This is a genomic window from Variovorax sp. M-6 (genome assembly GCF_052114385.1).
Lineage (GTDB): Bacteria > Pseudomonadota > Gammaproteobacteria > Burkholderiales > Burkholderiaceae_C > Variovorax.
Genome location: NZ_JBFREQ010000041.1, coordinates 35,080 through 48,265 on the forward strand (window position 1 = coordinate 35,080; position 13,186 = coordinate 48,265).

Sequence of the window (13,186 nt, forward strand, 5' to 3'; positions counted from 1 at the left end):
TTTCTCCGGGTAGCTCAAGTTCGGTGTGAATGCATTGAAGCGGGTTGTTCTTCTTCATCCGGCGAACTCGCCGCGCAGGAACTGCTCGCGCAAGCGCTTCTTCTGCAGTTTTCCCGTCTCATGGCGGGGCAGCTGCCGGACGAAGACAATCTGCTTCGGCGCCTTGATCTTGCCCATGCGCTCGCGGCAGAAGGCTTGAATGTCGGCCGCCATGGTGGGTGGGGGCGAGCTTGCGCCGACCAGCTCGACGATCGCCACGAGCCGCTCACCCAGGTCATCGTCGGGCACGCCGAAGGCGGCCACATCCGTCACGCCGGGATATTCCAACAGTGCGCTTTCCACTTCCTGCGGGTAGATGTTCACGCCACCGGACACCAGCATGAAGTCGCGCCGGTCCGTCAGATAGAGATAGCCGTCGGCATCCAGATAGCCGATGTCACCGAAGGTGCGCCAACCCTCCTTGCTCGTCGCGGCCCGGGTCTTCTGGGGATCGTTCCAGTAGCTGAATTGCCCTTCGCTCTCGAAGTAGATGTTGCCGTCGACACCCGCGCCAACTTCCTCGCCTTCGTCATCGAGGACATGCGCAACGCAACCCTGCGGGCGGCCGACCGAGCCCTTGTGCGCCATCCACTCCGGCGAGCTGATCCATGTGGCGCCCACGCCTTCGGTGCCGGAGTAGTACTCGTGGAGAACCGGTCCCCACCAGGCAATCATTTCTTCCTTGACCGCAATGGTGCAAGGCGCGGCCCCGTGAACGGCGTGGGTCATGGAGCGCACCGAATAGCGCGTCCGGGTGGCGTCATCCAACCGCAGCATGCGCTGGAACATGGTGGGCACCCAGAGGCTGTGGGTGCACGCATGCGTCTCGATGCATGCCAGCGCCAGCTCGGCATCGAAACGCTCCATGACCACGCTCGTAGCGCCGGCGTTCAACGCGGCCAGCAGGAAGCGCAGCGGTGCGCTGTGGTACAGCGGGGAGGTGGAAAGGAATCTCGACGACGAATCAATGTTCAACTGGCGTGCGAGTGCCACATTGCGCGGATCCGGCGCGTTCCAGGCGCCCGTGGGCATCGGCTTTCTCACGCCCTTGGGTCGGCCCGTGGATCCGGAGGAGTACAGCATTTCCCGGCCGGGCCGAAGTTCCTGCGGCAAGGTATCGGCTTGTTCTTGTACCAAATGGTCCCATGCACGAGGCGCCAGGTGCTCGCCCTCGTTGGCACCGCTGCGCTGCACGTACACAGGCACGGCCGGCTCCTTCGCCAGCATGTCCTGCAGGCCGTTCAAGGCGGAAATGTCCGCGCCCACCAACGCCAGCCGGGCATTGGAATCGCGCACGATATAGGCCAGGTCGCTGGCCGAGCCGTTGGAGGGCAGCAAGATGAAATACAGGCCGACGCGCATCGCCCCAGCCATCGCGTAGACCAGCTCGGGCGTGTTGCGAAGGCAGATCGCCACCGCATCCCCCGCCTGCAATCCCAGTGCTTTCAGGGCACGCGCCACCTTGTTCGTCTCGCGTTCGAGTTCGTCGAAGCCGACGGTTCTTCCGCTGGGAACGAAGACCATTGCATTGCCAGCGGAGACTGCGTGCGAAACCGCCGGGGCCGCTCCTGCCTGCGCAGAAGCCGCGATGGCATCGGATGGCGCTGCGGAAGGTGATTGAACGGTCATGTCAGTGGGTGGGGATGTTGGCGGCCTTGACGGCCGACTTCCAGATCACGAGTTGCGACTGCACGAGATCACGGAGGTACTCGGGGCTGCTGCCTTGCAGCGTGGAGCCGGCGCGGTTGAGTTGCGCCTGGATCTCGGGCAACTTGAAGATCTTGTTCAGCTCTGCGGAGAGCCGCTCGACGATGGGCGCCGGCGTGCCACCGGTGACGAAGATGCCGCTCCAGGGTGCGATGTCGACGCCGTGAACACCCAGTTCTGCAAAGGTTGGAATCTCGGGCATCAGGGGCGAGCGCTTCTCGCCCAGCACCGCTATCGCCCTGACTCGGCCTTCCATCTGGGAGATCGCGTCGGGCGCCACCAACATGGCCTGGATGCGGCCTGCGCGAAGATCCGGCAGCGCCACCGAGTCGCCCTTGTACGGGATGTGCGTCATGTCCAGGTTGCTGGACTTTGCCAGCTGCGCCAGGGCCAGATGCGTGGTCGCGTTGCCTGCGCCATACGAGATCTTCCCGGGATGGGCCTTGGCGTAGGCAACGAACTCGTTGAAGTTGCGCGCAGGCACGCTCTCGTGAACAACGAGGATGTAGGTGTAGTAGGTAAAGTGCGTGACCGGGGCGAAGGCCTTCAAGGGGTCGTACGGCGGCTTGGTCAGCTGGATCGAAGGCACGTAGGTGATCGGGCTGGCCGTGGCGAGGAACAAGGTGTGACCATCCGGCGGCGCGTGGGCCACCTCCAGCCCCGCGATCGTGCCATCGCCACCAGGCTTGTTTTCCACGATCACGGGTTGGCCCAGGGCTTCCGACAGGGGCTTGGCCAACAGCCGCGCCGCGATGTCCGAGCCGCCGCCCGCCGCAAACGAGACGATGATCTTCAGCGGGCGATTCGGGTAAGGCGCAGCTTGCGCCAGCGCCTGCTGCGACAGTGGCGCGAGCGAAACGGCGCATGCCAGCATCGTTCTTGTGAAAGTCCGGCGTTGAATTTCTTTCTGCGGCATCGATGTCTCCGTGTTGTTGATTTCTTGATCTGCAGGCCAGGCGCGCATGCATCGCCTGGCAACAGGCTCCGTTGGAGTCCTGGACCTACGCGGTTGCCAGCAGCCGCTCGCGCGCTTCGTGGTACTCGCGCACCAGGCGCGCCACAAGCTCCGGCACCGAGCACACTTCGGTCACGTTGCCGATACCCTGGCCGCAGCCCCACACGTCCTTCCAGGCCTTGGCGCCGGTGCTGGCCGCGATGGTCACTGGGGCGCGCTCGGAGGCGCCACCGGACTTCAGGCTCTGCCATTTCTGGTCGGCGCGCTCGCTGCCGATCTGCATGCCGGTCGTGCTGGCCGGCAGGTTGTCGGGGTCCATGCCGGCGGCACGGATCGAACTCTTGAGGTAGTTGCCGGGTACGCCGGTAAAGAGGTTCGAGTAGACGATGTCGTCCGAGTCGCCGTCGACGATGGCCTGCTTGTAGGCATCGTTCGCACGCGCCTCGTGGGTCGCGATGAACGCGGAGCCGATGTAGGCGAAATCCGCGCCCATGGCCTGGGCCGCGAGGATCGAGCCGCCGGTCGAAATGGCACCACTCAGTGCGAGCGGGCCATCGAACCAGTGGCGGATCTCCTGAATCAGCGCAAAGGGACTCTTGGTGCCGGCGTGACCCCCGGCGCCGGCCGCCACCGCGATCAGGCCATCCGCGCCCTTTTCGATGGCCTTGCGCGCAAAGCTGTTGTTGATGATGTCATGCAGCACCACGCCGCCGTAGTCGTGCACGGCGGTGTTCACTTCGGGGCGCGCGCCGAGCGAGGTGATGACCAGCGGCACCTTGAAGCGCGAAATGATCTCCAGGTCTTTTTCCACTCGATCGTTGGTCTTGTGCACGATCAGGTTGATGCCGTAGGGCGCAGCGGGACGCTCCGGATTGGCGCGGTTGTGGGCGTCCAGGGTTTCCGAGATCTCCGCCAGCCAGTCTTCCAATTGGGAGATGGGCCGGGCATTCAGCGAGGGCATCGTCCCGACGACGCCGGCCTTGCATTGCGCGATGATCGTTTGCGCGGTGTTCACGATGAACAAGGGCGCCGCGATGATGGGAAGAGGCAGAGCGCGGAGCGGGGCAGGCAGGTTGGGCATGGCGTTTCGGTTTGACAAGGGACTAGGGGGATCTTTTTCCGCGCCGCACGGGCTGGCGGCTCGCCGGCACGGGCATGCGCAAGAGCACGTCGGAGAAGGCGCGTGCCTCGGGTGTCAATTGCGCGTCCGCGCGCGCGTAGAGCATCGTCCGGCGGTGAATCACGGGTTCCACCAGCGGGATCATCTGCACGTTGAACGGCGACAACAGCGGTTCGACGAAGGAGGTCGCAATCATCACCCCGAGATTGCGCGAGACCAGCGCAATGGCGCTCATGGCATTGCGCACTTCAATCGCCGGGCTGAAGCGCATTTCATAGTCCAGTTCGTGCATGACCATGAGCGCGCCGCCCCGATCGCTGGAAATGATGGTCTGGTTGACCATGTCGTGCCAGCTCGCCTGCTTCCCCAGCGCGAAGGGATGCTCAGCCGCGCAGAGGCATCCCAACGGCGAACTGAAGAGAACCTGGGCTGACACCGCATCGGGGATCTGGCGCTCCGGCCCGACACCGATCTCGACCTGACCGGAGACGACAGCGTTGATGACCTCGTCGTTCTGCAGGTCGACCAGATCGATGTCGCATTGCAGGCCCTGGGCATTGAAGGCGACGATCGCGTCCGGCATCAGCACGCTGGCCATCAACTGGCTGCTGCCGATCTTCAGCGTGCTTCTGTCGCGCCGCGACATGTTGCGCGCAGCCCATACCGAGGCCTGGTACTCATCCAGAACACGTTCCGCAAACGGAAGAAAGGCGCGCCCGTCTTCCGTGAGCACCACGCTGCGGGTCGTGCGTTCAAAGATCGCGAATCCGAGACGCTCCTCCAACTCCCTGATCAGCACCGACACGCCGGGGCGCGCGATACGCAACTTCTGGGCCGCGACAGAGAAGCTTCCGTAGCGCGCAACGTAGAGCAGCGTTTGCAAGTGTTTGAGGGTGTAGGTCATTCGGCGTCGGTCAATCTTTGTTTTTCAGAGTCAATGCGTACCCACAGCGGACTTCAATCGCTGAAGCTTACGTGGCCATTGGTATGATTTTCATACCAATGAGATGCGCCAGGCCTACCATTCCAGGAGGCCGGGAACACCCGCTTTCTCCTGCTTGAACCGGCCTCGGCAAAAGGAGTGGGCGAAGTCGACCGGCAGTAGCCGAGATGCCCTTGGCGGCAGATACTCCGACCGATGCGCGGCACTGTTGCGCCGCTTTCCGCGAAGGAAGCAATCACAAGGACGGGCGTTCGCGCGCCCCACAGGCTCTGGATGAAGGCATCGGACATCGAACCGTCTTGGAACGGGGTCGTCAAGTTCCTGCACTGGCTGGTCGCGCTGCTGATCTTCACGCAGTTCGCGCTCGGCTGGCTGGCCGCGACCTGGCGGCTGTCTCCGACCAAGCTCGATCTCTTCGTTTGGCACAAGTCCATCGGCATGGTGGTGCTGGCGCTCGTGGTCTTGCGCCTCGTGTGGAGGCTGGCGACCCCCGCGCCACCGCTTCCAGCCGCCATGCCGGCCTGGGAGCGGGCAGCGGCCCGCACGAGCCACCTGTTGCTCTATGTCGTGATGCTCGGCATGCCGCTCACCGGCTGGGTCATCAATTCCGCGTCGGGGGTGCCGTTCAAGATCTTCTGGCGCGTTCCGCTGCCGTCGATCACCGCGGTCGACAAGCACGCCGCGGAAGTCGCGGCGCTCGTGCATTTCTCGCTCGGCGTGCTGCTGGCCCTGCTCCTGCTGGTGCACATCGGCGCGGCGCTGCGCCATCACTTCATCCGGCGGGACAATGTGCTGATCCGCATGCTGCCCGCAAGGACCCTTTCAAAATGAAAAGACTGGCCTGCCTCGTTTCGCTGCTTGCCTGCGCGGTCTTCCAGCTCGCACACGCGGCCGACTGGAAGATGGAGCCGTCCGGCAGCCGCCTGGAGTTCATCACCTCCTTCGAGACCATTCCGGCGCCGGGTGTGTTCAAGGACTTCGACGTCCGCACCCGCTTCGATCCGCAGGCTCCGGCCGGCGGTCGGCTCGATGTCACCATCAAGGTGGTCAGCGCGGACATGGCCAGTGCCGACATCAACAAGGCGATCGCCGGCGTCGAGTGGTTCGATTTCGCCAGGCACCCTCAAGCGGAGTTCCACGCCACCGATATCGTCCGCGCCGCGAATCGCTACGTGGCACACGGCACGCTCACGCTCAAGGGCGTGCAGCAGCCGGTCGACGTGCCGTTCAGCTGGACGCCGGCCGGCGACGGCGCGACGATGGCCGGCGAGTTCGTGATCAAGCGGGCGCCCTTCGGCATCGGTACCGGCGAATGGGTCGCGACCGACGTGATCGGCCCCGATGTGACCGTCAAGTTCCGCGTACGGCTGCGCAAGGACGGCTGAGATGACCGTGCTGCGGCCGGTGCGGCTCGTCGTCCTGCTCGCGCTGGTCGTGGCCGGGTGCGCGCAACAGGGCCGCGAGACGGTGCGGGAGCCGAGTTCGGCGACAGCCCTGGCGCCGCAGATGTCTCTTCGCAAGGCCTACGAGGAAGCCGCAGCGCGGGGGCGTCCGGTTCATCGCGTGGATACCGCGCAATCGCTGGTCGTGATCACGGTGCGACGCGGTGGATCGCTCGGGCACCTTGGCCACGATCACGTGGTGGCCAGCCATGCGGTCCAGGGATGGGTCGCACCGGAGGCCGGCCGCGCCGATCTTTTCGTGCCGCTGGCGGAACTCGCGGTCGACGAGCCGGTACTCCGCGCCGAGGCCGGCCTGGACACCCAGCCGAGCGCCTCCGACATCGCCGGCACGCGCACCAACATGCTCGACAAGGTGCTCGACACGCAGGCGTTCCCCTATGCCCTGATCCACGTCGCCAGCGTCGATCGCACAGCAAGCGGCGTGCGCCTGAATGTCACCCTCACGCTGCGCGGCGTGACACGCACCTTCGCGGTCCCGGCGCTGGTCGAGGCCGGAGGCGACGCGATGGAGGTCGGCGGCTCGTTCGAATTCAACCAGTCGGACTTCGGCATCGTGCCGTTTTCCATCCTCGGCGGCGCGGTGCAGGTTCAGGACCGGTTGAGCCTGCGCTTCAGGATCCGGTCGCGCCGCGCCGCGCTGCCGGGCGACCTTGCGGATTGACCGCCATGCCGGTCCGGGCGATCGCAACCCTCCTGGCCCTGGCCCTGCTCCTGCCGGGGGTGCCGGGCGCGGTCGGCGGGGCGATGGCGCAACCGGTCGACGTCGCTGCAGCGAACCGCGACGGCTTCATCGCGGTGACAGCTTCGGCGGAGCTTCAGGTCGACCCGCGCACGGTGTGGGCCGTGATTTCCGACTACGACCATCTCGCCGAATTCATCCCGTACATGCGCAGTTCGAAGGTGGTGCAGCGCGACGGCAACAAGCTGCAGGTCGACCTGGCCGGGGAGTTGGCCTTCCTGTTCTTCGCGCAGCCGGTCGAGGTGCGGCTCGAGGTGGTCGAGACGCCGCAGCGGCGGATCGTCGCACATGCCGTGCGGGGCAATCTCCGGGCCATGGAGGGCCGCTATGCGGTCGAGCCGCTGCCGTCGGGCCTGGTGCGACTGTCCTATTCGGGCGGCCTGGCGCCCGAGTTCCCGGTGCCGCCGGTGATCGGCACCGTGGTCGTGCGGATGGTTCTCGAGAAGCAGTTCCGGGCGCTGGTGGCGGAAATTGTCCGTCGCGATTCGGTCGCGCACGGCACGGCGGCGAAATAGCCGGAGGCTTTGCGAGCTAGCAGCGGGATGGCTCCACGGTTGCGCGGGCCCGCTGATCACGACACAATCAGATACAAATTGTTTCCGTGAAAAGAGACAAAAAAACATCAGGTTGTCGGAGGCACGTCCCGGCAATCACGGAATTCCGTGAGGCCGGAGGCGAGGCCCCCGCCGGGCCCGCCGATCGGACTGCGCCGCCAGACGGCACGGCGTCAGTCGGACATCGCCCGGTCGTGGCTGGCCAGGTCCGTGCGCGAGCCCGCGCCATAAAGACCGCGCCAGCGCGAAACCACCTGGTCGAGCTTGGGCAGACCCGAGCCGGTGGTCGATGCCGCGATGCGGGGTGCGAACACGAACTGCCTGGGCTCGCCGCCGGACTGGCCGGGCAAAGGCGCGCGCACCACCTTTAGGCCGTCGACGTGTGCCTCGGTCCAGAACACTTCCTTCCATGGCGTGCCGGGCGGAAAGCCGGACGCCCAGTCGGTGCGCCCCTTGACCCAGACACCGCACACCGTGCCGAGCCGCCCCCTCCAGGCGGGCGGACAGACAAAGATACCGACGTCGCCAGGCTTGAGCTTCATCAGTTGCGAAGGGTAGGCATACAGGCCCATCCAGTCCATGCTCTCGCTCAAATCGCGGGCCTGGCGCGCTTGTTCACTCAGCAGCTCTCTCACCTGCACGAACCGTGGCTTCGCGGCCTCTTCGGACTTCCCGGCGCCGTCCCCGGTCGACAGCGCCCACTCGGCGCCGCGGCGCTGGCCCTGAGGCGCGCTGGCATTCGGCAGAAAGTCGAGACCCACGCGGGCCAGCGCCTCGCGCAGGCGGCCCACCGTCTTGGCACCGATCGCCTCCTCTTTCAGCAAGTCCTCTTCGCTGATCGCCGAGAGGTCGTCGATGCAGAAGATGCTGAGGTTCTTGAGCGCATCCCGGGCGCCCACGCGCATCGAGATTTCGTCGATCGGCGTCTCGCGACTCAGCTGATCGGGCATGCTGAAGCGCTGGGCTCCCCGGGGACGCCAGTCGAACGAGGGAAAATCGAACGACGAGCCCGGCGGGATCAGCTGCTCGCGCAGCGCAGACGCGTGCTGACGCTTCGCCTCGTGGATGGCGGTTCGCAGGGCGCCAAGACAAGCAAGCAATTCGGCGTCGGGAAGTTGGGCGAGGTCATCAACGGATCGTATCGTTCGTGACATAAAGGGGAGCTATCAATACATACGTCCCGACGGCCGGCTGCGCCGATCCTCGGGATCCTTTCTGACCGAATCAACGGCAACGCCCAAGTATTGAGAGTCCGCTGCGCCTTGTCCATGCTGCGCAGGGATGTGGCCTATGCACTTATCGAATAAAAGTGTCTGCGCGTAACATGCCGATCCCCTGCTGACGCGGGTCCAGGCTTTGCATCACCTGGTCGCGAAACCAGATGTGGGCAGCGTGACGGTGGGTGCGATCGTGCCAGGAGATGTGGACTTCGAACTCCGGCACGTCCACCGGCAACGCCAGTTCGGCGAGCCCGAAGCGATCGCGAAAGCGTGACGCCAGCGACAGGGGCAGGAGCGCCACCATGTCCGTTTTCTCCAACAGGTGCGAAGCGGTGATGTAGTTCGGCGTGACGAAGCGGCGGTTGCGCTCCAGGCCCTGGGCCTCGAGCGCAACGTCGACCGCCTCGCCAAAGGTGTTGGTCGTGTTCGGCATGATCACCACGTGCTCGAGCGCGGCGAATGCCGCAGGCGACAGCGTCCGGCCGATCGCCCGGTGACCCGCGCGCGCCACGCCGACGATGCGATCGCGGAACAGCAGCCGGTGGCGCAGCTCGCGCATGCTGGTCGGCAGGATGCCGACCGCGAAGTCCACTTCGCCGGACTCCAGCACCTTGCTGAACTCCGAGGGATGAACCGGATGCCGGACCGACATCGCGATCCCCGGGAAGCGGCCACCGAGATGCTGGACCAGTCGATCCATGAACAGACACTCCAGATAGTCGGTCGCGACCATCCGGAACTGGTAGCGTGTGCTGTGCGGGTCGAAGGCGACCGCGTTGCCCAGCAGATCGCTCATTTCCCCGAGGATGCGCTCGGCGAACTCGCGCAGCTGGAGCGCCTTGGCGGTCGGAATGAGCCTGCTGCCGCCCTTGACGAGAATGGGATCGCCCGTGATCGCGCGCAACTGGCTCATGGCCGGCTGGCTGACCGACAACGCCTCCGCGGCGCGCGAAACATGCGAGTGATCGACCAGCGCCACCAGGCACTTCAGAAGGTAGAAGTTGAGTTCGCCGCCGTAGTTTTTTTTCTGCCGCATGGATCCGATACACCTTTGGTAGATGGCATCGGCATACTAGTTCCTATTCCGACCCCGGACCCGGCGCATCCATGACGCAGGTCAATATCGGACAGGCAATCGCCCGGTCGGCGAAGCCGAATCGCCTCGCTGCAGAAATCAGAAGCTGGCCTGGATCGTGGCGCCGCCCTGGATCTGGCATTCACCGGTGCCGCCGCCCGACATGCCTTGCTGAGGCCGCAACATGTGCAGCCGGCAGCGCATCAGGCCGCCCTGCGCGCTCTTCAGGTTGGCGATCACCTTGCCGCTGTAGACCGTGGCGAACTGGACCGGGTCGAAGCCCGGCATCATGCCCATGCCGCCCATTCCCGCGACGCTGCCGTAGCCCCAGTAGGACCAGTCGGACCAGCCCGCCGGCCAGCCGCCGCCCCACATCGGGTCCATGGCCTCGCTGCGGGTCTGCTGCGTGATCTGCAGGAAGGGCCCCTGGTAGGTGGCGTTGGGCAGCGTGGCGGTCATGGTGCCGGTGATGCCGCCGTCGGTGCTCTTCCACGAGAACAGCACCGGCTTGTCGGGCTGGCCCTTCTGCACGATCTCGCCGCCTCCCATGCCGGTGGTCGTGCAGCCGCCGAGCAGCAATGCGGCCGCCGCCAGCGCGCCGGCGGACCATCTCTTGAACTTGGACATGGGGTCGTCTCCTGATCAGCGAATGTCGGGCCGAAGCGATTGTTCCGCAGCGCCCTGCAAAAGTCATCCACTGAATCTCCCGGCCGCGGAGCCGGGGGCCCCGAAGCCGCCCTGGCGGCCTCAGTCCCTGACGGCCGGCTCGCCCAGGGACAACATCAACCGGTTGGCCCAATTGAAGAAGGCCGCACCCTGGATCAGGTCCGAGATCGCCAGCGTGTCGAGCCCGACCGCACGCAGGCGCGGAGGCGCACCGTGGCGCGCCAGTCCTTCCGCATAGAAACGCGTGGCCTGCGCCTGCCGATGCCAGGCCGCGACGAAGGCGGCGACCGCGAAGCGCTCCACCTGCGTGAATTCGGAGGCCGATGGCGGTGCCGGCTCGAACAGCCCCAGATAGCTCTGCTGGCTGTGGAGGCGCGCCTGCGCCCGGCGGGCGCGGATGGCATCGAGCGGGTGGCCGGGCGCGAGGCCCGCCAGTTGGTCGATCAGGTCGGGCGATGAGGAAGCGGTCATGCGGTGAGCGGGTGGGTGGAGGGGTCGACGCTGCGCGCGGTGGTCCGGCCGGGCGAGCCGAGCGCGGGCGCGACCTCGGTGGCGATCAGCTCGATCGAGCGCAGGATCAGCGGATGCGGCGGGTCGACCGAATGCACCTGGAACACCAGGTCGGTCACGCGCTCCAGCGTGGCGTCGGCGGCCAGCGAGGCGATCACCTCCGCGGGCGTGCCGACGTGCATGTCGTAGCCCGCGATCAGCGCCTGCAGCGGGGCGTCGGCGCCCGGGCGGCTCGGATCGCCCAGGCGGGCGACGCTGCGGCGCAGGCCGAGTTCGGCCAGCCGGAGCGCTTCGCCGCGATCGTCGGCGACGAACACCGAACGCGAGCCCATGATGCGCGGCGCGCGACCCTCGGGCAGCCACTCCAGGTAGGCATCGATGATCGGGCGCTGGAGGTCGGCGAGCGACGCCCTCGGCGCCGCCTCCGAGCGCGGCTGGGTGCGCGAGAGCATCAGGCCGTCGCCCGCCGCGCCGGCCCGTGCGCCACCGGCGACCGAGAAGGTCGCCTGCCAGATCCGATCGAGCAGGCGCGGAGAGGACGGGTACAGCCGGTCGCCGCCGGCCAGCGGGCGCCCGGCCCATGCCTCGCGCAGCAGCGCCAGGTGGCTGGCGAAGACCTCGGCCCGGTCCTCGCTGCGCAACCCGAAGGCGGTGAACGACGAGGGCGTGCCTCCGGTGCCGACGCCGAACTCGAGCCGCCCGCCCGAGAGCAGGTCGAGCACCACCGCATCCTCGGCCACCCGCACCGCGTTCTCGAGCGGCAGGGTCACGATGCCGGTGCCGAGCCGGATGCGCCGGGTCCGCGCCGCCACGTAGGCCAGGAAGACGAGAGGCGACGGCAGCCCGCCTTCGGCCTCATGGAAATGGTGTTGCGCCACCCAGGCGGAATCGAAGCCGAAGGACTCGGCATGCGCGATCTGCTCGGCGGCCAGCCGGTAGCGCTCGGCCGCCGGTGCGTCGTCGAGCAGCCGGCTGAAGAAGCCGAGCCGCCTGCCGGTGGGCGGCGATGGGAGATGGGAATGTGTCACTGCCGAAAATCGTAGCGCCGTCGCCGCGGGCGCGCGCATCGATCCGGGCAGATCGATAGCCGGAAATCGCATAAACACGGGCTACAGATGTTTCGCTTATTTGGAAGCAACGAATCGGTAGTTCGGCATTGGAAGGCGCGCCCGCAGAATCGGCCACCTCGTGCAGCTTGGCACGGCTTTCCGTTTGGCTCCCATGAATTTCCAACAGCTGCGCTCCGTGCGCGAGGCCGTGCGATGCGGCTTCAATCTGACCGAAGCGGCCCATGCGCTTCACACCTCGCAGCCCGGCGTCAGCCGGCAGATCCGCGAACTCGAGGACGAACTCGGCATCGCCCTGTTCGCCCGCGCCGGCAAGCGCCTGACCGGACTCACCGCGCCCGGCGACCACCTGCTGCCGATCATCGAACGCGTGCTGCTCGAAAGCCACAACCTGCGCCAGGCGGGGCAGGAGTTCCTCGCACAGGAGAGCGGCTCGCTGTCGATCGCGGCCACTCACTCGCAGGCGCGCTATGCACTGCCGGTTGCGGTGCAGGAGTTCCGCGGCAAGTTCCCCAACGTGCAGTTGCACCTGCGCCAGGGCTCGCCCAAGCAGGTGGCGCAAATGCTGCTCGAGGGCGAAGCCGACGTCGGCATCGCCACCGAGGCGCTGGGCGACTACCCGCAGCTGGTCGCCCTGCCCTGCTACCGCTGGACGCACTCGGTGATCGCGCCGCCCGGGCATCCGCTGCTCGACGGCCCGCTCACGATCGAGCGGCTGGCGCGCTTCCCGCTGGTCACCTACGACAGCGGCTTCACCGGGCGCACCCGCATCGACGAGGCCTTTGCCCAGAGCGCGATCAAGCCCGACTTCGCCATCACGGCGATGGACGCCGACGTGATCAAGACCTATGTCGAGCTCGGCATGGGCGTCGGCATCGTCGCCGGCATCGCCTTCGAGACCGAACGCGACACGCAGTTGAGCGCCATCGACGCCGGTCACCTGTTCGGCATCAACCTGACCAAGCTGGCCGTGCGCCGCGGCAACTACCTGCGCGCCTACGTCTACGCCTTCATCGAGTCCTTCGCGCCGACGCTGTCGCGCGCGGTGGTCGATGCGGTGCTGGGCAGCGGCAGCGAGGACGCATCACCGAGCGATGCGGCGCTCGCGCATTGAATCAACCGTTCTCT

13 protein-coding genes and 1 pseudogene are annotated in these 13,186 nt (G+C 66.5%); 5 read left to right on the forward strand and 9 right to left on the reverse strand.

Features of this window, described 5'->3' with window-relative positions; genetic code table 11:
* Positions 1-54 precede the first annotated feature (54 nt).
* From AB4Z46_RS30965 to AB4Z46_RS30980, 4 genes are all read right to left on the reverse strand, one after another.
* The gene (locus tag AB4Z46_RS30965) at positions 55-1,668 is read right to left on the reverse strand and encodes an AMP-binding protein (protein WP_442287396.1); all 1,614 of its coding nucleotides are present in this window, start codon (positions 1,666-1,668) and stop codon (positions 55-57) included.
* 1 nt (position 1,669) lies between these two features.
* A complete protein-coding gene (locus AB4Z46_RS30970) occupies positions 1,670-2,662 on the reverse strand; it encodes a Bug family tripartite tricarboxylate transporter substrate binding protein (protein ID WP_442287397.1) in 993 nt (330 codons plus the stop codon).
* 85 nt (positions 2,663-2,747) lie between these two features.
* Positions 2,748-3,782, reverse strand: coding sequence for an NAD(P)H-dependent flavin oxidoreductase (locus tag AB4Z46_RS30975; RefSeq protein ID WP_442287398.1), 1,035 nt, complete (start codon positions 3,780-3,782; stop codon positions 2,748-2,750).
* A 22-nt stretch (positions 3,783-3,804) separates the two neighbouring features.
* Entirely contained in the window at positions 3,805-4,725 is a 921-nt protein-coding gene (locus AB4Z46_RS30980; RefSeq protein ID WP_442287399.1) for a LysR family transcriptional regulator, read from the reverse strand.
* 312 nt (positions 4,726-5,037) lie between these two features.
* Here AB4Z46_RS30980 and AB4Z46_RS30985 point away from each other — a divergent pair, with 312 nt between their 5' ends.
* The 4 genes from AB4Z46_RS30985 to AB4Z46_RS31000 are packed head-to-tail and all read left to right on the forward strand — an operon-like array spanning position 5,038 to position 7,481.
* Positions 5,038-5,595, forward strand: coding sequence for a cytochrome b (locus AB4Z46_RS30985; protein WP_442287400.1), 558 nt, complete (start codon positions 5,038-5,040; stop codon positions 5,593-5,595).
* Positions 5,592-6,149, forward strand: coding sequence for a YceI family protein (locus AB4Z46_RS30990; protein ID WP_442287401.1), 558 nt, complete (start codon positions 5,592-5,594; stop codon positions 6,147-6,149). The genes AB4Z46_RS30985 and AB4Z46_RS30990 overlap by 4 nt, the downstream gene beginning before the upstream one ends.
* A 1-nt stretch (position 6,150) precedes the next feature.
* The gene (locus AB4Z46_RS30995) at positions 6,151-6,888 is read left to right on the forward strand and encodes a YceI family protein (RefSeq protein ID WP_442287402.1); all 738 of its coding nucleotides are present in this window, start codon (positions 6,151-6,153) and stop codon (positions 6,886-6,888) included.
* A gap of 5 nt (positions 6,889-6,893) precedes the next feature.
* On the forward strand, positions 6,894-7,481 hold the full coding sequence (locus AB4Z46_RS31000; protein ID WP_442287403.1) for an SRPBCC family protein: 588 nt from the start codon (positions 6,894-6,896) through the stop codon (positions 7,479-7,481).
* Positions 7,482-7,693: 212 nt separating this feature from the next.
* Here the strand turns inward: AB4Z46_RS31000 and AB4Z46_RS31005 are convergent, their stop codons facing one another.
* The 5 genes and pseudogenes from AB4Z46_RS31005 to AB4Z46_RS31025 form a co-directional block, all read right to left on the reverse strand.
* Positions 7,694-8,674: a hypothetical protein gene (locus tag AB4Z46_RS31005; RefSeq protein ID WP_442287404.1), complete on the reverse strand. Its 981-nt coding sequence runs from the start codon at positions 8,672-8,674 to the stop codon at positions 7,694-7,696.
* A 142-nt stretch (positions 8,675-8,816) separates the two neighbouring features.
* Positions 8,817-9,776, reverse strand: a complete 960-nt coding sequence (locus AB4Z46_RS31010) for a LysR family transcriptional regulator (RefSeq protein ID WP_442287405.1) — start codon at positions 9,774-9,776, stop codon at positions 8,817-8,819.
* Between the two features lie 138 nt (positions 9,777-9,914).
* Entirely contained in the window at positions 9,915-10,442 is a 528-nt protein-coding gene (locus AB4Z46_RS31015; RefSeq protein WP_442287406.1) for a hypothetical protein, read from the reverse strand.
* A gap of 120 nt (positions 10,443-10,562) precedes the next feature.
* Positions 10,563-10,679, reverse strand: a pseudogene (locus AB4Z46_RS31020) (alkylhydroperoxidase domain protein); the annotation flags it as partial.
* Between the two features lie 269 nt (positions 10,680-10,948).
* Positions 10,949-12,019, reverse strand: coding sequence for a putative FMN-dependent luciferase-like monooxygenase (locus AB4Z46_RS31025; RefSeq protein WP_442287407.1), 1,071 nt, complete (start codon positions 12,017-12,019; stop codon positions 10,949-10,951).
* Between the two features lie 193 nt (positions 12,020-12,212).
* Between AB4Z46_RS31025 and AB4Z46_RS31030 the strand changes: the two genes are divergently transcribed.
* The gene (locus tag AB4Z46_RS31030; RefSeq protein WP_442287408.1) at positions 12,213-13,172 is read left to right on the forward strand and encodes a CysB family HTH-type transcriptional regulator; all 960 of its coding nucleotides are present in this window, start codon (positions 12,213-12,215) and stop codon (positions 13,170-13,172) included.
* Positions 13,173-13,186 lie beyond the last annotated feature (14 nt).